Annotated in this window: 14 protein-coding genes; all 14 read left to right on the forward strand. The window is 39.5% G+C overall.

Features of this window, described 5'->3' with window-relative positions; genetic code table 11:
* The first annotated feature begins 15 nt into the window (after positions 1-15).
* Positions 16-411: a DUF4945 domain-containing protein gene (locus tag ACUNWD_RS00140; RefSeq protein WP_445585725.1), complete on the forward strand. Its 396-nt coding sequence runs from the start codon at positions 16-18 to the stop codon at positions 409-411.
* An 84-nt stretch (positions 412-495) separates the two neighbouring features.
* Complete coding sequence (locus ACUNWD_RS00145) at positions 496-1683, forward strand: glycoside hydrolase family 172 protein (protein WP_445585726.1); 1188 nt, start codon at positions 496-498, stop codon at positions 1681-1683.
* A gap of 23 nt (positions 1684-1706) precedes the next feature.
* Positions 1707-3674, forward strand: a complete 1968-nt coding sequence (locus tag ACUNWD_RS00150; protein WP_445585727.1) for a glycoside hydrolase family 172 protein — start codon at positions 1707-1709, stop codon at positions 3672-3674.
* Positions 3675-3707: 33 nt separating this feature from the next.
* Positions 3708-6773: a GH116 family glycosyl hydrolase gene (locus ACUNWD_RS00155; protein ID WP_445585728.1), complete on the forward strand. Its 3066-nt coding sequence runs from the start codon at positions 3708-3710 to the stop codon at positions 6771-6773.
* A gap of 206 nt (positions 6774-6979) precedes the next feature.
* The gene (locus tag ACUNWD_RS00160) at positions 6980-7540 is read left to right on the forward strand and encodes an RNA polymerase sigma factor (RefSeq protein ID WP_445585729.1); all 561 of its coding nucleotides are present in this window, start codon (positions 6980-6982) and stop codon (positions 7538-7540) included.
* 108 nt (positions 7541-7648) lie between these two features.
* Positions 7649-8632 (forward strand): FecR family protein, encoded by a 984-nt coding sequence (locus tag ACUNWD_RS00165; protein ID WP_445585730.1) that lies wholly within the window; start codon positions 7649-7651, stop codon positions 8630-8632.
* Between the two features lie 125 nt (positions 8633-8757).
* Positions 8758-12084 carry a TonB-dependent receptor gene (locus tag ACUNWD_RS00170; RefSeq protein ID WP_445585731.1) on the forward strand — a complete coding sequence of 1109 codons (3327 nt, stop codon included), beginning with the start codon at positions 8758-8760 and terminating at the stop codon, positions 12082-12084.
* Positions 12085-12096: 12 nt separating this feature from the next.
* Positions 12097-13647, forward strand: a complete 1551-nt coding sequence (locus tag ACUNWD_RS00175; protein ID WP_445585732.1) for a RagB/SusD family nutrient uptake outer membrane protein — start codon at positions 12097-12099, stop codon at positions 13645-13647.
* 91 nt (positions 13648-13738) lie between these two features.
* The gene (locus ACUNWD_RS00180) at positions 13739-14764 is read left to right on the forward strand and encodes a glycoside hydrolase family 43 protein (RefSeq protein ID WP_445585733.1); all 1026 of its coding nucleotides are present in this window, start codon (positions 13739-13741) and stop codon (positions 14762-14764) included.
* A gap of 7 nt (positions 14765-14771) precedes the next feature.
* Positions 14772-16661: a hypothetical protein gene (locus tag ACUNWD_RS00185; RefSeq protein WP_445585734.1), complete on the forward strand. Its 1890-nt coding sequence runs from the start codon at positions 14772-14774 to the stop codon at positions 16659-16661.
* 190 nt (positions 16662-16851) lie between these two features.
* Positions 16852-19212: a beta-L-arabinofuranosidase domain-containing protein gene (locus ACUNWD_RS00190; protein WP_445585735.1), complete on the forward strand. Its 2361-nt coding sequence runs from the start codon at positions 16852-16854 to the stop codon at positions 19210-19212.
* Positions 19213-19243: 31 nt separating this feature from the next.
* Entirely contained in the window at positions 19244-20227 is a 984-nt protein-coding gene (locus ACUNWD_RS00195) for a glycoside hydrolase family 43 protein (RefSeq protein WP_445585736.1), read from the forward strand.
* Positions 20228-20289: 62 nt separating this feature from the next.
* The gene (locus ACUNWD_RS00200; protein ID WP_445585737.1) at positions 20290-22032 is read left to right on the forward strand and encodes a sialidase family protein; all 1743 of its coding nucleotides are present in this window, start codon (positions 20290-20292) and stop codon (positions 22030-22032) included.
* 30 nt (positions 22033-22062) lie between these two features.
* Entirely contained in the window at positions 22063-23157 is a 1095-nt protein-coding gene (locus ACUNWD_RS00205; RefSeq protein WP_445585738.1) for a hypothetical protein, read from the forward strand.
* Positions 23158-23240 lie beyond the last annotated feature (83 nt).

Here is a 23240-nt window from a genome sequence, read left to right on the forward strand (position 1 = left end):
TTTAAAATTTACGAGATGAAAAGAATAACGTTTTTAATTATACTGGCATTTTTATTTATAATGTCATCATGTGAATATGAAATAATTGACTCGAAACCGGGAGAGCCGATTGCTCCGGTAACAAATCTGACTTCTTCAATTTCAGGTAATTCAGTAGCACTGAATTGGAATTTGCCTTCTTCATATCCATCCGATATCATTCAACCTGTGTCGGTATATATTAAGGTTACAAAAGATGGAAATAATGCAGGCAGTCAGGTTTTGAATAATAACCCAAACACTTTTGTTTACGATGCGTATGAGTCAGGACACGTATATCGTTTTACCGTGAAAGTCCGTGCAAACGTTGATACGGATGATCCGAATTTTTCTGATTTACGTTACTCCGAAGGGGAAACCATTGAACTATAGTTACTGGACTGGCTGCCAGTAATGGTAGCCAGTCTTTTTTTTAGGAACATCTTAATTAGTCTAAACCTTAACTAAATCTATCAAATGAAAAAAATAGTAGTATTACTTATCATTGTATTTCATGCTGGATTCTTATTTTCTCAGCAGGTTAATAACGAGTTCTTTTCTCTCACAAAAATAAAAGAGGATGTCAAGTCTAAACGAGTCGGTAGTTGGGATCAAGCAGGCGGTAATGCCGATTGCCTTAAAGATATTAAAGATGGAGACAAGGTGACAATTATGGATGTGGAAGGTGCCGGAGTTATCAACCACATTTGGATAACCATAGCACCGGGAGCAGATGTTTTAAACCGCAATGATATAGTAATACGAATGTTTTGGGATGGAAATTCCTATCCATCGGTAGAATCACCAATTGGGCCTTTCTTTGGAAACGGTTGGGATGAAACCTACAATTTTGTGAGTGCTCCACTGGCAGTTTCTCCTGGTTGGGGAAAATCATACGTCAGTTATTTCGCCATGCCTTTTGCAAACGGTGCTAAAATTGAAATTGAGAATCAGTCAGGGGTTGATATCAGCGCATTCTATTTTAATATTGACTATCTCGAATTAAAAGAAATTGATTCGGATTGTGGCCGTTTTCATGCATGGTACAACCACGAATTAACCGAGGCTTTACCGGATGGTGAAAACGAGTGGGGAGTACTTGGTGAACAAGGTAAAAATCTGGATGGAAAAGGGAATTACCTGTTTGCTGATATTAAAGGGAAAGGCCATTTTGTTGGAGTGAACTATTATGTGAATTGCCCGACAACCATGTGGTATGGCGAAGGAGATGAAATGGTTTTCATTGATGGTGAAAAAACACCGTCTATTGTGGGAACCGGAACCGAAGATTTCTTTAACACTTCGTGGTGTCCAAAAGAGATATTTGAACATCCGTACTTTGGCTATCCAAGAGTAAACAATGAAACGGGGTGGTTGGGCAGAACACATGTCTACCGTTTTATGATAAACGATCCGTTTTATTTTAGTAAATCCTGCCGGTTCACCATTGAGCATGGGCATAACAATGCCTTGACACTGGATTTGGCTTCTGTTGCCTACTGGTATCAACAAAATGCATCGCCGCTGCCACGATCATTCTCAAAAGAAGAAAGAAAACCTATGCCAGCTATTGCTCCTGCGCAAATCCATCTTTGGAGAGATTCATGGAGAAGGGAGCACGGAGAAAAATCAACGCTGTGGGGGAATGAAAAGAAGGATAAATAGTTATGTGCTAAATCAAATGTAACATGTCTCTATATTCAAAAATTACACTGCTTTTTCTGGTATTTGTATATACACACGCTAGTGCGCAATATTCCAACGAAATATTGAAGCTGGCAAGAGTTGATCAGCTAGCTCTGTATGATGACGATGCTGCGGTGAAGCAACTTTCAAGTTACGACCGCACAGGAGGAAACGACGATGGTTTTTCGGGCAAATATTCCTATTTGCGGAAGGAAAACGGCAACCTTGTGATTGCTGATCTGAAAGGTTCAGGAGTTATTCAGCGAATTTGGACACCAACGCCAACCAGCGATACCATTCAGTTTTATTTTGACGGTGAAACCACGCCTCGAATCTCCTGTAAGTTTATCGACTTGTTTTCGGGGAAAAACTATCCATTCGAACGGCCTGTCGTTGGAAACGAAGTGGGGGGGTACTATTGTTACCTGCCAATCCCTTACAAGAAATCGTGCAAGATCGTTTTCAAAGGGGAACGGATGATGTTCTTTCAAATCCAATATCGCGAGCTCAAGGAAGGCGTTGAGGTAGAAACTTTTCCCGAAAAGCTATCACCGGGTGACGAAAAAGCCCTGGAAGAAGTCGTTTCATTTTGGAAAAAATCAGGCAGTTGCATCTTGCCAGAAATACCTGGTTTAAAAAGCGCGATTGAAGAGGAAACCAAAAATATTACCATCAAACCCGGAGAAAAAATTCAAGTTTTTGAGTTAACTAATGGAGGTCGGATTTGCGGTCTTGAAATCATTCCCAAGGTTGGTTTAAATACTGACTACAAGGATCTTATTTTTCGTGCCAGGTGGGACGATGAGCAGGTGACTGCTATTAATTGTCCTTTGATTGATTTCTTTGGCTATGCATTTGGTAAACCTTCCATGCAGTCGTTATTGGCTGGGGTAAATGGCAATAAACATTATTGCTATTTCCCAATGCCGTTTGATAAACATGCGGTTTTGGAACTTGAATACTTAAAGCACGATAAAAATTTGCACGACCAACTGCCACTTGAGATAAAAGTATTTTATAGCTCAGAAAAACGGTTAAAAAGTGAAGGCAAGTTTTATGCAAGTTGGAGACACGAATTGAATCCTCCACTGGGACAATCGTATCAAATATTGAAGAAAGAAGGGAAAGGACATTATGTCGGCACTTTACTTCAGGCACAGGGGCGAAATTCAGGGATGACCATCTTTTTTGAGGGGGATGATGAATGCTATGTGGATGGCGAGTTGCAACTCCATGGAACTGGCTCCGAAGATTATTTTAATGGTGGCTGGTATGCGCTTGCTGATCGCTGGGATCAGGCATTCAGTTTACCACTTCACGGGTGTTTGGATTATTCGATACCAATGGCAAGGACAGGTGGGTACCGACTTCTGGTTTCAGACAAAATTCCATTTAACAGGGAGATTTTACAAACGATTGAACATGGGCCTGAAAACAATAATATTCCGGTCAATTATGCGTCTGTGGCATTTTATTATTGCGACAGGCCTCCACTTGAAAATAAGACGCCTGAATCGGAGCTTCTTGCGAAAATTGAGTCGCCGGATTTGTTGGAGTACTGGCTTCAATTGCTTCCTGTGAAAGCGTTAAGTCATGGTTCATCTATTTCCTATAAGAATGAAAAAACGCCGGATGGGAAGTCATTTGGCGTGATGGAATTGAAGGTTAATGGTCATGGGTTTGCAAAGTTTGAATTGGATGTACCATCAGAAGGCGAATATGAATTGTATTTGTCTTATTTGAAAGGGCCTCAATCTGGAAATTTTGACGTCAGTCAACGTCAGATTCCGATCAAAACAAACGTCAGCGAATATTCGGAAGAAACAACTTTTATAGAAAAGGAACTGATCGGAACTCTGAACATCAAAAAAGGAACCAACACCATCACCATATTTACAAAAGCGAAGGCGGGTGCAGATCAAAGAACGAATTTTTTATTGCACCGTGTCTATTTGAAGAGGATGAAGTAAAAGAACTGATTTTAACCAACTAAACCTGAAATTATGAATGACAATAATAACCGCCGTTCTTTCTTGAAAAAATTGGGGGCCGGAGCTGGATTATCGGCTATGCCAGCCGGTCTTTTTGCAGGTATGCAATATACTCCCGGGCAAGCAAAAGCTAATCGTGCTAGTTCTTATTTAATTGCTGACAGAAGAAATGAAGGCGGCCACTCGTTTAATGGCCAATATACCGGAAGTTATCTCAATCACATTGCGTTCCCAATTGGTGGAATAGGAGCCGGTATGTTTTGCATGGAAGGAACTGGGGCCATTTCTCATCTTTCAGTAAACAACCGGCCCGAAATGTATAACGAGCCGTATGCTTTTGCGGCTGTAAGTGTTAAAGGTGTATCCAATGGTGCGAAGGTTTTGGAAGCACCTGTACCGGGATGGAAGTTGTTTGGCCCGGCCGGGTCGGGCAATGGAAGTGGAAATCGAAGTTATGGATTGCCTCGTTTTGAGAGTGGTAATTTTCTGCCTCGCTTCCCGTTTGCAACTCTTGAGTTGGGGGATAACGATATTCCTTTGCAGGTAAAGGTCGTTGGTTGGAGTCCGTTTATTCCCGGAGATGAAGATAATTCCAGTTTGCCCGGAGGGGTGATGGAGTACCATTTCAAAAATAATTCAGGCAAAAAGGTTGAGGCTGTTTTTTCATACAACGCACGAAATTTTATTGATGAAAACGGGCAAATTCTGGAAGAAAAGAATGGCTTCAGGGTGACAAAGGCAAATAGTAAAAAGGAATCAGGCTTTTCGATTTTTGTTGATCAGGACAATGCGGTAGTCGATTATTGTTGGTTTAGGGGAGGTTGGTTTGATCCTCAGACAATCTTGTGGAAACAGATTCGAAATGGTGAACTGGTAAGTAACCCCCCGGTGGAAGGTTCAGCACCCGGAGCTTCAATTTTTGTTCCTATTTCTGTTCTCCCCGGCGAGGAGAAGGTTATCTCGGTCAATTTTAATTGGTATTTGCCGAATTCAAAGCTTTCAGCCGGAGCATTGCTAAATGCCGGCCCTGCTTTTAGAGAAAGCCCTTCACGTGGAACTGCTCCAAATCAAATGGAAGTGTCCGGCTTTGCCGGAAAGCGATTGGTAAATACGTTTGATCCAAAAGGTGATGGTCAAACTGGAATATTGCAGTCTCCGGTGTTAAAAATCAGCAAGCGTTATCTCAAATTTTTGATCGGAGGTGGAAGTAATCCGGAAACAACTGCGGTCAAACTGATTGTTGATGACAAAGTAGTTGAAGTCGCCACAGGTTTGCAATCGGAGAGATTGCTTGAGAAGACATGGGATCTTGAGGCATTTGCTGGAAAAGAAGCGACTATTCAAATCGTGGATCAGGACACCTATCCATGGGGACACATTTTGGCTGATCAGTTTGTGCTGACTGATAATCCAAATGAAAATCTTTCCAATTTATCTGACGATGCCATTTTGGTAGCAGATTTTGAAAATGACAACTATAATGGATGGAAGAAGATTCAGGATAGTCAAGAGTCGCCTGAATTAGAAGAAACAGAACCATTTTATAAGCCATGGTACACCAGTCGATTTAAAAGTTTGGATGAATTTATAGTCTACTGGAAGACGCACATCAAAGATTTGAAAAAGAAAAGTGAGCTATTTCGCGACGCATTTTATAATACAACTTTGCCTGTAGAAGTCGTTGAAGCTGTGGCAGCCAATCTTACGATTTTAAAATCTCCAACAGTTTTGCGTCAATATGACGGGCGTCTATGGGGATGGGAAGGATGCAGCGATAATGCTGGATGCTGTCATGGTAGTTGCACACATGTTTGGAATTATGCGCAGACTATTCCTCATTTATTCCCAAATCTTGAACGTACGTTTCGTGAAACGGAGTTTGAAGTAAATCAAAATGAGGAAGGTCATCAGGTATTCCGGAGCAATTTACCAATTACCACAACCATTCATAATTTCCATTCAGCAGCTGATGGACAGCTTGGGGGAATTATGAAGATTTATCGTGATTGGCGTATCAGCGGTGATAGCTCTTGGTTGAAAAAATTATATCCGAAAGTGAAGCAAAGCCTGGATTATTGCATTGAAACCTGGGATCCAAAACACCAGGGATTTTTGGAAGAACCCCATCACAATACCTACGATATTGAGTTTTGGGGGCCGGATGGAATGTGTACCAGTTTTTATATCGGCGCGTTAACAGCTTTTATTGAAATGAGCAAAGCCCTAGAGAAGCCTTGCGAGCGATACGAGACGTTGGTTGCAAGTGGTAAAAACTACATGGAAACGGAGTTGTTCGATGGAGAATACTTCATCCAAAAAATCAAATGGACTGGTTTGGTGGCGCCCAATCCTGTGGAAGCACAGTCGTTTAATACAAAATATTCAGCCGAGGCATTGGAAATCCTGAAAAAGGAAGGTCCCAAATACCAGTATGGGAAAGGGTGCTTGTCGGATGGAATTTTAGGTATGTGGATGGCATCGGTTTGTGGTTTGAAAGAAGCTCTGGATAATGAGAAAGTTACCAGTCATTTGAATTCAATTCATAAATATAATTTGAAGGATACCCTTATCGATCATGATAATCCACAACGCCCAACGTATGCCTGTGGTGAAGATGGAGGACTACTACTATGCACCTGGCCAAAAGGTGGAAAATTGTCGCTTCCGTTTGTTTATAGCAACGAAGTCTGGACGGGAATTGAATACCAGGTTGCCAGTCATTTAATGTTTAAGGGAGAAGTGCAGAAGGGACTGGATGTTGTAAGGGAATGCCGATTGAGGTACGATGGTTTTATACGAAATCCGTTTGATGAGTACGAATGTGGGCACTGGTATGCGCGGGCAATGTCAAGCTATGGAATGTTGGAAGGATTGACTGGAGTGCGTTACGATGCGGTTGATCGGGCCTTGCACATCGATTCCAAAATTGGCGATTTTACCAGTTTCATTTCAACTCAAACAGGATTTGGAAATGTTGGATTAAAAGGAGGTCAACCTTTCGTAAAATGCTACTTTGGCGAAATTGATATTCAAAAAGTATTGGTTTCAGGTGTTGAAAAGAAATTTTTAAAGAGTTAAAAGAAATAGAAATAAGGTAGGTTAAGTTTATAAAATTTGATTTGTTTCTTTGTTGGGTAAGTGGCTGTTATTTCGTGTGGTAAGAGTTTTTTTTGTAATTGATGGTGAAGCACATTTTAGGGATTGAAATGTCTAGATGAATTATTATGACAATTTGAAAAGAACAAAAAATAAATAATCTTTGTTTTCAAATCCAAAGGATTTAAATGAAGAAAATAAGTATCCGACAGCCTTTAAGTTTAAAAGAATTTGAAAAATTCTTTAGGGATAATTATTATGCTGCTTCAATAGTTGCATTTCGTTACCTTAATGACCCACACATTGTTGAGGATATTGTTCAGGAAACGTTTATAACCTTATGGGAAAAGCGAGAAAAAATTTATCGCGGTCCTGAAGAATTAAAGCATTACTTATTAGTAGCAATTAAGAACCGTACTATTAGCTACCTGAGAACGATTAAAATAAAACAGGTTGAGTTGGAAGCAAGTTTATTGAAAATTGAGCAGGAAGAAATTGTCCTGGATAACAAAGAAGAGATTACTTTTCGAATTTCCAAAGCGATTTCTAAATTGCCCAGAAAGTGCAAACAAGTCTTCCTGCTTGCTTATATCGACGAATTAAGTTACCAGGATATTGCTCAAAAATTATCAATTTCAAAAAATACGGTAAAAACCCAGATGGTTATTGCTTATCGAATTCTTCGTAGTGAGCTTAGAGAGGCTTATTTAAACTTGTTTTTTACCTTCTCTAGATGGATAAAAGCCTGATATTTATAATAATGTATGCCTTTTGATTTTCCCTTTAGGATCAGAAATCTAAAAAAAGCTTAATAATTTTTCACCCTCCCATTGCATCTATGCGTTATAAGAACATAGATGGAAAACAAGAAAAATATTGATGAAGAGAAAATTGTATCTCACTTTCATGAAGGGACTGATACAGTAGAAGATATTTCTTCGGAGCTAAGAAACTCGAAAGATTTTATCGAGTCTAAAAAAATCTTTGAAGCTCAAGAACAGATAAAGGAACTTCTGGCGTTGAGTTCTGAGGATGAATTGTGGACTCAAATTGATAAACGTATTAGTCCTGTAAGATTATTTAGAGTCTGGAGCAAATATGCCGCTATTGTGATTATATCCTTGGCAATCGGAACCTTAGTTTCTTATTTTGCCCAGTCCGGATTATTGAATCCAGAAATCGCTTACGCGACACTTACTGTTCCACGGGGGCAGATGGCTCAACTCGAATTACCAGATGGCACAGAAGTTTGGCTAAACTCTGAAACTACATTTAAATATCCTACAGCCTTTAACGATGATACCCGAGATGTTGAATTGGTTGGTGAGGCCTATTTTAATGTACACACTAACCCGGATAAACCATTCAATATTTCTACCAATAAGTCTGTGGTTCAGGTAACTGGAACTTCTTTGAATGTTAGAGCGTATAATGGTGAAAACGAAATAACGACTTTAGTTGAAGGAAAGGTTCGGTTATTAAATAAGAATAAAAAACTTCTTTTATATCTAAAGCCTAGTCAAAGTGCAGTGTTTGATCAGCACAACGAGCTTGATGTTTATAATATTGATACCAAATATCTGACTATGTGGAAAGAAGGAAAATTATTTGTCGACAATATATCGTTACTCGATTTGTCCCATATGTTGGAAAGATGGTATAATGTAAAGATTAATATTGTTGATGAAGAATTAAAAACTCGAAATATATCAGGAACTGTTCTAAAATATAAGCCTGTCGACCAAATACTTGAAATTCTTACAATTCGTGAGAATATGAAGTTTGAGATGGAGCTTGTACCTAACGATCGTAATATTATTACGTTAAAGAAGAAAAGCTAACAGAAAAACAAATCTATGAATAGAACCAATACGAGCTAAAAAAACGGCGATGAAGATGCGCTCACATTTTCATCGCCTAACAAGAGTTAATTTTCTAATGCATTAACACTTAAGTCGACAAATTTATGAAAAAAAAACAAATTAAAGGTGATCCCTATGGATCGCTTAAAAAACTAGTACTGGCTATGAAATTCCTATCTTTCTTTATGCTTGTTGGGATTATTACTGCAAGTGCCAGCAGTTACTCGCAAAATGCAAGGGTAAACCTCAATCTAAAAGAGGCCACTATCCAGGAAGTACTTACTGAAATAGAAAATCAATCCGAATACTATTTCTTTTACAACAAAGATGAATTAAGTTCCAAAACGGTCAATCTTGAACTCGCAGGAGCAGAAATAGAGACAGTCTTAAATCAAATCTTTTCTGATACTGATCTTAGCTATAAGGTCGTTGATAGGTACATTGTTATTACTAAGAAAGATTCCGTTGAAAATGTGAATCTTATGCAATCTCCCATTACTGTTAGAGGAATCGTAACCAGTGAGGATGGAGAACCAATTGTTGGAGTTACCATTGCGGTAAAAGGTACAACAAGAGGTACCATCTCGAATATTGACGGTGAATATAGTATTCCTAATATTGAAGCTGACGCCGTTTTAGTTTTCTCCTTCGTTGGAATGACAACTGTCGAGAGGCCAGTTGCCGGTGATGAGCTGATCAATGTTGTTTTGGAAGAATCAGCAATTGGGTTGGAAGAAGTTGTTGCTATCGGTTATGGTACCATAAAGAAAGCTGACCTTACAGGAGCAGTGTCCGTTGTTAAAGCAGATGATTTTAAAAACGTTACAGCTTTGAACGTGGGTGATGCTATTCAAGGTCTTGTTGCTGGTGTTAATATCCGATCAAGTGGTGGTATTGGTAGTGAGCCTACTGTGGAAATCAGGGGATTGGGCAACTTCACTAACAATAATCCTCTATATATTATTGACGGATTGCCAACTTCAGGAAACCGCGACTTCAACGTAAATGATATCGAGTCTATACAGGTTTTGAAAGATGCGTCTGCAGCTGCTATTTATGGATCGAGAGCTGCAAATGGTGTGATCATTATTGAGACCAAAAAAGGGAAAGCTGGCGAAATGAAAGTTAATTACGCTGGAAAACTGAGTATTGACAACCTTCCGATGATGGACCTTATGGGCCGTGAAGAGTGGATAGATATTACTACTCAGGCTTACCAAACCGCTATTGCTGACGGAGTACCTGATGTGAGTGCAGTACCAAACTGGATGGATGGAAATACAGATTGGAACGATGCCGTCTTCAGAACTGCCGTGATTCAGGACCATAACCTGTCTTTTTCTGGAGGAAGTGAAGATGGCCGATACCTGGTTTCAACCAATTATTATGACAATCCGGGTACAGTGTATGGTACTTCTATGGAGCGTTATAGCTTCAGGGTGAATACTGAGGGTAAGAAAGGAATCTTCACTATTGGTGAAAACCTGGCAATAAGTAACACGTTTGTTGAAGAACAGAATGCAATATTCTCAAAACATATTGATGTAATGAGAATGCTTCCAATTATTCCAATTTATGATGAAAATAATTTTGGAGGATATGGTTATGGTAATGAAGCGACTGCCCGGACATTTGGTTCAAATCCAATTGCTAGCGAAGATTTAAGGATAACAACTAATGAGAATTTAAGAATCCGTGGAAATTTGTATACTACTCTGGATTTGATGGATGGTCTTCAGTACAAGCTAAATCTGGGTTATGAAACTAGTCAGGATAATCATAAGTATTTAAGAAAAGAAGGTAATTATACTTTGAACTTACCTTATGATCCTTCAACTAAAGATGAGAATAAAGCCAAATATGTCAATCGCTTGATTGAAAATACCTTAACTTATAAAAAGCAATTTGGACCTCATGATATTAATGCAGTTGTAGGTAATTCCTACCAGAGTACCTATTATGAAAGGATTCAAGCCCGGAAGAAAAACCTTGTTCAGGTGGGTGATCATTACTTTGATGTGATCGATGCTGGAACAACTGATGCATTTGCAGGAGGGTTTATTAATGAATCATCATTGATTTCGTATTTCGGACGATTAAATTACACTTATGCAGAAAAATATTTGTTAAGTGCCACTTTCCGCTATGATGGTTCTTCCAAGTTTGCACCGGGAAACAAATGGGGATTCTTCCCATCAGTTTCTGCAGGTTGGAGAATTAGCAAGGAAAATTTCTTTAATGTACCTTGGATAAGTGATATGAAATTGCGTTATAGCCACGGTACTTTGGGTAATGTGAATATCGGAAACTGGGATTATGTGGCAGTTCTTAACTCGTTCCCAATAGCAGTTTTTGGAACCGATCAACACTTGAATCCAGGTATGACCCAAATTAAATTGGTGAACAGGGATTTGAAATGGGAAGAACAAACCCAGGAGAACTATGGTCTTGATGTGGCATTTTTGGATAATAAGCTGCAAATGAGTGCAGAATATTTCGTTTCTACTACCAAAGATGTCCTAACAGAAATGCCTATTCTGTTAACAACAGGTAATGATGGGGGAGATCCCTTTGTGAATGCAGCTAGTTTGAAAAATACGGGCATTGAATTTACCGGAAACTGGAGAGATACTAAAGGTGATTTCGACTATTCAGTTGGAGCAACTTTTACACGCTTGAGAAATGAAGTATTGGAATTTGGGTATGGTAAAGTTGAGCAATACACCTGGATAACAAAAACGGAAATTGGTGAACCATTGGCCATGTTTTATACCATTAAAACAGACGGTCTGTTTCAGAATGAAGCAGAAGTACTGGCTCATAAAAGTTCCTCAGGAACAGTAATTCAGCCAAATGCGAAGCCTGGTGATATCCGTTATGTAGACGTAAATGACGATGGTCAGATTAATAATGAGGACCGGACAATTACCGGTAACCCATGGCCAAAATTCGAAATAGGATTGAATGGACAAGTATCGTACAAAAACTTTGATTTTAGTTTTGCTGGTTTCGGTTCATTTGGACAAGATGTATACAATGGTGCAGCTAGCTGGATGGGTGGTTTTTCAGATAATACCAACCACATTTCAGGGTATAAAGCCTGGACAGCGGCAGACCCAAATACCGATAATCCAAGAGTAATTTATGCAGACAACCGTAATGCCCGAGGTGATCAGGATCGCTATATTGAAAAAGGATCTTACTTCAAAATCAGACAAATGACCTTGGGGTATACTTTTGCAAAGTCTCAGCTACTAGATGTCTTTGATAATATGAGAGTTTCAGTAACTGGTCAAAATCTCATTACACTCACAAAATATGCTGGTCTTGATCCTGAATTTAAATCGCCAGGTATCTTTGTAAAAGGTCAGGATGATGCGGCATATCCTTCTCCTAAATCAGTTGTTTTTTCACTTTCATTTCAATTCTAATTCAGAAATACTATGAAAAAGATACTAATATATAGCTTATTAGCAATAATGTTATCGGTAATGTCTTGTTCTGAAGACCTGATCGATATTCCGAACCCAAACTTCCCGACAACCGATACGTTTTGGAAAAGTCCGGATGACGCCCAATTAGGTATAGATGCCGTTTATACAATGTTTTATAAGCCAGGAAGCTGGACCCGTTGGATCTACTTCCGTTACGATTTAACTTCAGACGAGGGGTATAGTCAAAGTCCATGGAATGAGTTAAAGGAATGGACCCGTTTTATCTACTTTAACTATAATTTCTGGGAAGGTAACCGTTGGATGTGGCGTGACCATTACAAAGCTATTTTCAGGTGCAACCAGGTATTGGACTATGTTCCGGAAATAGAATTTAGCGACCAGAATAATAAAAATAGAATTCTCGGTCAAGCTAAATTTTTAAGAGCATTCTATTACTACAATTTGGCACTCATGTTCGATAATGTACCTTTAGTGCTAAATGCTTCTCAACCAGATGATACGCCTGAGCAAAGCTCAGAAGCAGAAGTTTTTGCCCAGATTAAACTTGATCTGAATGATGCAGTGAATAGTTTGCCTGACCAATGGGATGATGCTAATCTCGGACGTCCAACAAAAGGTGCTGCATTGGCACTTCTTGGAAAAGTGCATATGCAATTGCATGAGTGGCAGCAAGCTAAAGATGCATTGTCTTGGTTAGTTGAAGGAGCGGGTGCTTCATATTATGGATTGGTTTCAAATTACAAGGATAACTTCATGCATACCACTGAAAATAACATGGAATCAGTGTATGAAATCCAGTTTTCAGACGTTAATCCCGCTGGAGATGGTGATGTTGCAAATCAGAATGTGGGCTCAAACCGTGCTCAGTTCTTCGCTCCACGTGGTATAGGCTGGTGTGACGGACAACCTAGAAGATGGTTAGTGGATGAGTATAAAAAAGAACCAACAACAGATGGACAGATTGACCCACGTTTGCGCGCAAGTATTTTCTATCCGGAACTGCAAACTGATTATCCGGGCGAAAAAATTTATGGTCGTGACTGGGAAGCAGGATGGGGAAGCGATTGTTTCTTTAGAAAATACCAGGGCGATTACTATCGGAATCGTGAAGATTATTATTCACCAATTAACTTCAGGGTGATCCGTTATGCCGATGTTTTACTGCTGTATTCAGAATGTTTAGCAGAATTGGGTGGCGGTACTCCACCAGCATTAGCAGTGGAATTGGTTGACCGCGTTCGAGAAAGGGTTGGATTGCCAAAATTGGAAAACAGTACCTTGTATTCTTCAGTAGTAAATTCAAAAGAAGCATTCTTGAAGCGTCTGCAGATGGAACGTTCTCTTGAACTATGTTTGGAAGGTGTGCGTTGGGCCGACTTAAAGAGATGGAATCTATGGGAAACCAGTGAAGGATTGAACGAATTGACAAGTCGTGATCCTGACTTTGGTAATTTTGTTGTAGGAAAGACAAGCAGGATGCCAATTCCTCAAGTCGAGGTGGACAACAACCCGAACTTAGACCAAAATCCAATGTACTAATATATATTTGGTTATCGAATCTACAAGGTCTTTCTTTCGGAAGACCTTGTAGATTCTTTTTTAATGATCCTCTAATAAATCTAACCCAACTATGAAAACAATCCATTTCAAACCAATTTATTTACTTTCTTTTTTTATTCTAATAGTTTTTAACTTAAGTGCCCAGCAACCTGATCCGCCAGGGCAGGTGGAAAGTCCCGAAGATGCTGTTAATCAAGCCTATTTGTTTGCTCATATGACCCATCAAGATTATGGAGAGCTTTATTATTCGGTAAGTTTGGATGGCCTGCATTGGTATGCGTTGAATGACAGAAAACGGGTGTTTGATGATTACCATGGTCATCCTGATATTTGTAAAGGGCACGATGGGCGTTATTACATTGCCGGTAACAGAAGTGATGGATCGCCTGATATTAACTTCTGGGTTTCGGAGGATCTGATTAAATGGGAAAAACACAGCACCTTTACACCTGATTTGAAAAGCACCCCTGATTATTCATATGCATTGCAGCGAATAGGAGCACCTAAAGTTTATTTTGACCAGGATTCAAAGCAATATGTGGTGACCTGGCACACCCCGCACAAAGAAGGTGGTGAGATTTACTGGGCAAGCCAGCGAACCTTGTATGTTTTATCAAAAGACTTAAAAACGTTTTCAGATCATCCAACACGTTTGTTCGATTGGGATATGGGTACCATTGATGTTTTCATTCGAAAGATCGGTCAGAATTATTATGCTGTTATAAAAGACGAAACCTACCCAACACTTTACTGGACGACGGGTAAAACCATTCGCATTGCAAAGGCTCCGGCTTTACTAGGGCCATATTCTGAACCGGGTCCCTCAATCAGTCCAAACTTTAGGGAAGCGCCTATGCTTATCCCATCACCGGATGGAAAAATCTGGTACCTGTATTACGAGCAATACCCGGGCGTTTCATATGGCCTTTCAATAGCTGATAATATGAACGGGCCATGGTTTCAGGCTTCGGGATATACATTCTATAGCGACTGGGATAAATATAGCTTTCCATCATCCGTGAGACATGGTTGCATGATTACAATTTCAAAGGAAGAATATGATCGTTTGGTTGATCATTTTGGTATCGTAAAATAAATCCACCATGCGAAATCCGGTATTGATTTTAATAGCCTTTTTTACATTCTCCTATTCGATTAATGGGAGAGCTGAAGGACGGGATCAATGGTCAGAGACGCAAGCATGGGAGTGGGAGAGTAAAGTAGGTATAATAAAGGGCTTTAATGCGCCAAGTGTACCCTATCCCGGAATGGACCGGAGTGCAATTTTAGAAAAGGCTGCCAGCCTCGGGTACAATAGTGTAAGGATTTGGATTCCACCGGGAACAGAAAGGAGTGGAGATTTTCTCCAGGGGATTGTTGACGAAGCTTCAAAATATCACATGACTGTTTCACCAGTACTCCGAACGAATAGTTATTTTAAGAGCTACTTTGATGGTGATAATAGGGCTGAAGCAGAAAAGGAAATAAAAGATTACCTGATAAACACTGTTGGTAGATTTAAAGATGACCCGCGGATTATATTTTGGGATGTGGCCAATGAGCCGGCTTTAAGGTATTCATTCGACGGCAAAGCTTGGGAAAAAGAAGGATTGGAAGAAATCGAGTTGGTTCAAAACATCGTGAGATGGACAAGAGAGCTTAATCCGGCACAACCTGTTACCTCATCTGCACTTTTTCTGACAGAGCATGTTTACGAAGACAACAAGGTGCACAGCGCATTAAAAGAGCTGGCTTCGATGAGCGATATTCACAATTTTCATCTCTATGACTTAAGTGTGAACAGAATGAAAGCCCTTGATGATATGGTCGCACTGCTTAAAAGTCTTGGGGACCGGCCAATAACTTGTACTGAAATTGTTGGCAGAACAAGAGGAGGTACTTTTGCAAGGAGCTTAACCGCCTGTTCAAAATATCATATTCATTTTTATAACTGGGGAATGTACACCAGTGATGCGAACTGGGACGTTGCCTGGGATTTAAGTTCTTTTGAACCCTATGAACCATGGTTTCACGATGTCCTTCACCCAGATGGTTATCCATATGACTGGAGGGATCTTGAATGGGTAAGAACCTTTCATTTTGTGAAAAAGGGAGAACAAGCAGATCCGGGAGCTGAGATAACGGAACGTTGGAATAAATGGAGAGCATGGAAGTGGATGGCAACAGGACCTGTCAAAGGATTTTGTATGGATATAACTGGTACTGACGATTTGCAGGAAAAAATAGACATTGCAGCTGCTAAAGGTTACAACAGCATAAAAGTCAAATTAGACATCAACGAATGGAAGAAAGATACCGCTAATTATTACGCCAAAGTTGAGTCATTATTAAGTTATGCAGATAAAAATGGGATTGATGTGATGCCCACTCTTCTGACCGATCAGGATGCAGATATGCCGACGCAGGATATTGATGTCTACGTTAGCAGGTTGGTTGCGAATTATGGGTTTGACACGCGTGTAATTGCATGGGAATTATATAATAAACCGGGCAAATCAGGATTGGAGCAGGAAAAAGTTAAAAGCCTGTTGAGCCTGGTATTTAGAGTTGCAAGATTTGAATTTCCCAACCAACCATTAACCGCCACCCCTGTTGCGAAAGTGCAGAAATTTGCCCCGGATTTTAAATATCATGACGAACTGATACATGGGCACAGAAACGGATGGCGACAGGTAGAATTTGTAGGTTCATCCGATGCTGAATTGTGTAATTACGTATGGAGCCTTTCAGATATTATTTCATTTGAAAGTGATATGCCGATGCCGGAAACAGGATGGTTATTAAATATTGCCAATCGATATGGACGACCAGTCGTTTGTTCCAATTGGGATGCACCCAATGATTCTGATATTGAGTCTACTTTAGAGTTGTTCTCCAAAAATAAAGTTTACTGGTATAATGGGAGAGAAGAAATACCTGAAAAGCAGATCAAGTCTTTCCAGTTTTCCAGAATATCAACACCCAGAAGGTAACAGGTGAGTCATTCATATTAAGAATTTGAATTAAAGGTATTCAAAACTGAACAACGAGATTTAATTAAAATATATCATTGAGAATTTGAATTCGTTGGTGAAAAAGTTCAAATTTTTTTAAGGGATTTGGCGTGTTAAAGTGTATTATAATAGTAGAACTAACTAATAGAATGCACAAACTATCAAAACTATGACTGAAAACTGTAAGCGAAATATCAAATTACCTTTCATTCTACTATTTATTTTAGGGACGCTATTTTCGTGTACTTCAAATCGTGAGAAAAAGTATATTGTTGATAATCAAATAAACTTACAAGCTGAACCATTTAGTTTGTCAGAGGTGAGATTGTTGGATGGTCCGTTTAAACATGCCATGGAAGTTGAGGCGGAATATCTGTTGAGTCTCGAACCTGATAGATTGCTTCATAATTTTCATCTGAATGCCGGGTTGCCCGTAAAAGGTGAAATCTATGGTGGATGGGAAAGCCGTGGTGTTGCCGGACATTCTTTGGGACATTATTTGTCTGCTTGTTCGATGATGTTTGCCTCGTCAGGTGACGAGCAATTTAAACAGCGTGTTGAATACGTCGTTGAAGAATTGAAAAAATGTCAGGATGCCAGGGAAACTGGTTATGTTGGTGGAATTCCGGATGAAGATAAAATATTCTCGGAAGTGAGTCGCGGTGATATCCGATCACAGGGGTTCGATTTGAATGGAGGATGGGTTCCATGGTATACTCAGCATAAAATTTGGGCAGGATTAATTGATGCTTATGTCTATTGCGACAATGAATTGGCAAAAACTATTGTTATTAAATTATCTGATTGGGCGTGTGAAAATTTCTTGAATCTACCGGAAGATAAATTTCAGCAAATGTTGGCTTGCGAGCATGGAGGGATGAATGAGTCGCTTGCGGAAGTATATGCTTTAACGGGGGAGATTAAATACCTGGATCTTTCAACGCGTTTTCATCATAATGCGATACTAGATCCCCTTGCAGCAGAGAAGGATGAATTGGCTGGAAAGCATGCTAATACCCAGATACCTAAAATTATTGGTTGTTCTCGTTTGTATGAATTGACGGGTGACCTGCAAGACAGTACAATCGCGTCATTCTTTTGGGAAACAATTACGAATCATCATTCCTATGTTACCGGAGGAAATAGTGAGCGGGAACATTTGGGACTTCCTGATGAGTTGAATAATCACTTAAGTACAGAAACTACCGAGACCTGCAACACCTACAATATGCTGAAGTTGACCAAGCATTTGTTTAGTCAAAAGCCGCTGGTGAAATATGCCGACTATTATGAACGCGCTTTGTACAATCATATTTTGTCATCACAAAATCCTGACGATGGAATGGTTTGTTACATGGTTCCATTGTCTTCCGGATCAATTAAGAAGTACGGAACTCCATTCGAATCGTTTTGGTGCTGCACAGGAACGGGTATGGAAAATCATGTGAAGTATGGTGAAGCTATCTATTTTAAGGAGAATAATCAAAATTTGATGGTCAACCTTTATATTCCATCTGTTTTAAACTGGGAAGAAAAAGGGTTCGTTATTCGGCAAGAAAGCAAATATCCGGAAGAAAGCACTATTCAATTTACAATTGATAAGGCACCGGGTGCTGAAATGGAATTGAAATTTCGTCTTCCATGGTGGGCTAAAAAAGGGATGAGTGTTGCTATAAATGGAGAAACTTACGAATCTTTAAATAGCGAGAACAGGTACATTGTCGTAAATAAAGTTTGGGAAAATGGCGATCAGATTATGCTGGATATACCAATGACTCTTACCATGGAGTCGATGCCGGATAATGAAAGCCGGGTTGCATTTCTATATGGTCCATTGGTTTTGTCTGGAAAGTTAGGTGAAAAGAACATTGATCCGATTTTGGATATTCCAGTATTAATTACGAATGAACGACCTGTTGATCAATGGATGGTCAAGTCACAGGAGACACCATTATTATTTCAAACGTTAAATGTCGGGCAACCACACGATATCGAATTAATTCCATTTTATCGAATGCATCATGAAAAGCATATGGTCTATTTTGATTTATACACCGATGGCGAATGGAAATTAAAAGAGAAGGAGTATTTGGAAGAGTTGGCGCGGAAAGAATTAATTCGAAAGAATACGATTGACTTAATGGCAATTGGAGAAATGCAACCAGAAAGAGATCATAATTTTTCTGGAGACCAGACTTCAACAGGGGAAGCTTTTGGAAGAAAATGGAGAGATGCACGAAATGGTGGCTGGTTTGCTATTGAAATGAAAGTGACTGATCAGTTTCCATTGGAATTGATTTGCACCTATTGGGGAAATGACGGCGGAAATCGTGAGTTTGATATTATGGTTGATGATAAGAAATTAGCCACACAGACACTTAATAGAAATAAGCCCGATAGTTTTTTTGATGTACGATATTCGATTCCCGCTGAATATGTGAAAGGGAAAAGTAAGGTGAAGATTACATTTCAGGCGCATCCTGAAAAAACGGCCGGCGGTTTATTTGGCTGCCGATTGATTAAGAAATAATAGAATGTTCTGACATTTAAAATGTTTAATTATGAAAAAATTAGCTCTGACAGTTTTAGTATTATCACTAATAATAAATATTTCTTCCTGCAAGGATAATGAGGTAGATCCGGTTATCTCGGATGATACTACTCCAACGATTCAAAAAGTACCGTTGGGAGACCCGTTTATTTTGCTTTGGGAAGATACTTATTATGCTTATGGAACATTGGCAGGTGATGGGATCGCTGTTTTTGTTTCTGATGACCTCCAAACATGGAGTGTTCCGTCTGGAGCACCAGCTGGTCTCGCGCTCAATAAAAAGGACGTTTGGGCAGATCGTTGGTTTTGGGCTCCTGAAGTTTACCATGTAAACGGTAAGTTTTACATGTACTATTCTGCAGACGAGCATATCTGCGTGGCAACCAGTGACAGTCCTTTGGGACCATTCAAACAAGATGTGTTTAAGCCGATGATTGAAGATGAAAAATGTATCGATAATTCATTGTTTATGGATGATGGAAAACCATATCTGTTATTTGATCGGTTCAACGACGGATTGAATATTTGGATTGCTGAATTGGAAGACGATCTGATGACTATCAAAATGGAAACAATGACTAAGTGTATTAATGTTTCACAAGCTTGGGAAGAGGTCTGGCCACGGGTAAACGAAGGTTCATTCATCACAAAGCATGATGGCATTTATTACATGACTTATTCAGCAAATAGTTATGAAAGCCAGTTTTATGGAATTGGGGTGGCCACTGCCAGTGATGTAAAAGGCCCTTGGGTGAAATATGAAAACAATCCTATTTTTCAAAAGCCGGGAGATTTGGTTGGTGTTGGACACAGTGCCATGTTTACTGATAAAGATGGAAATCTGCGAATTGTTTTTCACGCGCATAATAGTAAAACTAAAATTCATCCGCGCCATATGTACATCAGCACGGTGGATTTTAAAAATATTGGTGGGCAGGAAGTCATGTTAATCGATTCAAATTTCATGACTCCGGAAATGAGTCAGGAAAATTAGCTTTCTGTATATATATGTGAGATTAATAGCTTGGAATAAAGTGTGAAGGATAAACTTAATTTATGAGAATGAATATGATGAGTGCGATTACTTTTCTTTTTACTTGTTTTATAAGTCTGACTGCTTGTAATAAGGAAAGTGAAACAATTATTGAAAAGGAAGTACCGGCAATAACTGAGAATATTGATGGTATTAGAATATCGTGGGATTATAGCTCCATGGCGAAGATAGCACCTGCGGCAGGAAAACCTGCAGGATATTATGGTTATGCACGAATGGTGCAGCTACATGATAACCGATTGGCATGTGTTTATGAAGCAACACCCGGAAATACCGAAATTGTGTTTAGTGATGATTTGGGGATTAGCTGGACTTTACCTCAAGTTGTTTTTGAGACTAAAAATAACATATCAATGGCAGTTCCTGAAATCACAGAACTTAGCGATAATTCCATACTTGTAGCTTGTAATCCGCGACCTCGCGAACCGTATACCGAAGATAGATTGTTTGGTATTAAAGTTCGTAAAAGCATCGATGGGGGAGTTTCCTGGTCGTCAGAACAAACGGTATACCAGGCAAAATCAACCTTTGAAGATGGATGTTGGGAACCGTCTTTTGTGCAGCTTCCATCAGGAGAAGTACAGTTGTTTTTTGCAAATGAAGGCGAATACACCAGTTCAAATGAGCAAAATATATCGATGTTGAGGTCAACTGATTTCGGTGAGAGTTGGTCTGAACAGCCTGTAACCGTTGGTTTTCGACAGGGACGTCGCGATGGAATGCCCGTTCCTTTACTATTGCCGGAAAAAGGAGAGTTGTTGGTGGCAGTTGAAGACAACAAGGTTGGTGAATTTAAACCCACTATTTACCGGGAAAAAATTGCTGATAATTGGAATGATGGTACGATTTCGGGTACAGATTCTCGAAGAACTTATCACCCTTTAGCAGAACCATTTTCGAACGAAACCTATGCTGGTGCGCCCTATTTGGCAAGGCTGGAATCGGGAGAAGTGCTTCTTTCTTATCAAGCAAACTGGAACCGAGATAGCCGTTGGAATCTTTCAGCAATGATGGTTGAGATTGGTGATGATTCAGGAACCCTGTTTAGTAATCGTTCTGTACCGTTTAACATCCCAATAACTAAGAGTGGATTGTGGAATTCTATTGCAGTTATCGATGGAAATACTCCGGTTGCAGTTACATCAACGAATGCATATTCAAATAATTCAACGGAAGTATGGATGATTAAAGGAGATGTGATTCCGGAACTTTCTGTTCCGAATGGGACTGCCGTTGTGGATGGTCAACTTACAGATGATTGCTGGCAGACCGAGTGGCCATATTTCGTTGGTCACAAAAGTGAAATAAACATGAGTGCATCGTTGGTTAAAGATGCCTCTTATTTGTACGTCTGCGCAGTGATTGAAAATGCACCCTCCGGTTTTGAGAATAATGGGCAGCTTACTTTTCAGTTAGACACAGAGCGTAAAGGTTATGAGAAACCTCACAATGGAATTTTTGCTTTTGAATGTGGGTTTGACGGAACGATTATAATGCTGGAAGGAAGTTATGGAGAATGGGAAGAACAGGCTGCAAGTGCAGAAATAAAATATCAAGTTAAAAAGGTGAATAATTTGCACCAATTAGAGTTGGCAATTCCATTGCAGATGTTATCGGTTAAAACTAATATGGGAGTGAACTTCAATTTGAAGTTTCAAACAAATCTAGGATCTGTACTTAGTGAATCACTGTCAACAAATGATTCAGAAAAACCGTATACTTGGAGTCCGTTGAAATTTAATTAGAAACAATCAATAATTATAAATCAAATTAAAATGAAAAGAGGATTTTTTTTACTGTTGATAGCTGTTGTTGTATTTACAGCGTGTCAAAATAGTTCGAAGAAGGCAGAGACGAAATCTGCAGAAAAAGAAGCAGTTGTAAATATCTGGACTGCGGAGCAGGCAAAAGCATGGGGCGAAGAGCATGGCTGGTTGCGTGGTTGTAATTTCAATCCAAGTACGGCTATTAACCAGTTGGAAACCTGGCAAGCCGAGTCTTTTGATCCTGAGACCATTGACCGCGAATTGGGTTGGGCCGAAGGTATTGGAATGAATTGCATGCGTGTTTATTTACACCATGTGGCTTGGGAAGTTGACAAAGAAGGCTTCAAAGAGCGCATGGGCAAGTATTTGGATATTGCTGACAGTCACGGAATCAAAACCATTTTTGTGTTTTTTGATGACTGTTGGAATGCAACTTACCAGGCAGGCACGCAACCCGATCCAAAACCAGGTGTTCACAACTCAGGTTGGGTTCGTGATCCGGGTGATTTGTTATATGAAGATTCTACCTTGGTGGCAACGCTTGAAGCATATGTGAAAGATGTTATGACTACGTTCAAAGATGATCAGCGCATTGCTATCTGGGACTTGTACAATGAACCAGGAAATTCAGGTTATGGAAACCGTTCTATGCCTTTATTGAAAAAAGTATATGAATGGGGATGGGAAGTTCGCCCATCACAGCCTTTGTCAACTGGTGTGTGGAACTTATCATTATCAGACTTGAATAAATTTCAGGTTGAGAATTCTGATATTATCACTTATCACAATTATGAGGGACCAGATAAGCATCAGGCAGCTATTGATACATTGAAAACAATTGGACGTCCTATGGTTTGTACAGAGTACATGGCTAGAAGAAACAACAGTTTGTTCACGAATATCATGCCTATTTTGAAGAAGGAAAATATTGGTGCAATCAACTGGGGATTGGTTGATGGAAAATCAAATACCAAGTATGCTTGGGATGAGCCAATTCCTGATGGAGCGGAACCTGCACTTTGGTTCCACGAAATATTCAGAAAAGATGGAACTCCATACAAGCAAGAAGAAGTAGACTTGATTAAGAGTCTTACATTGGAATAATATTACAGCGCTTAATTAATACATAAAAGCCATCGGATTTTCGGTGGCTTTTACTTTTCTTCCAGTCTTTATTAACTAACTAA

The organism is Sunxiuqinia sp. A32 (assembly GCF_052690465.1).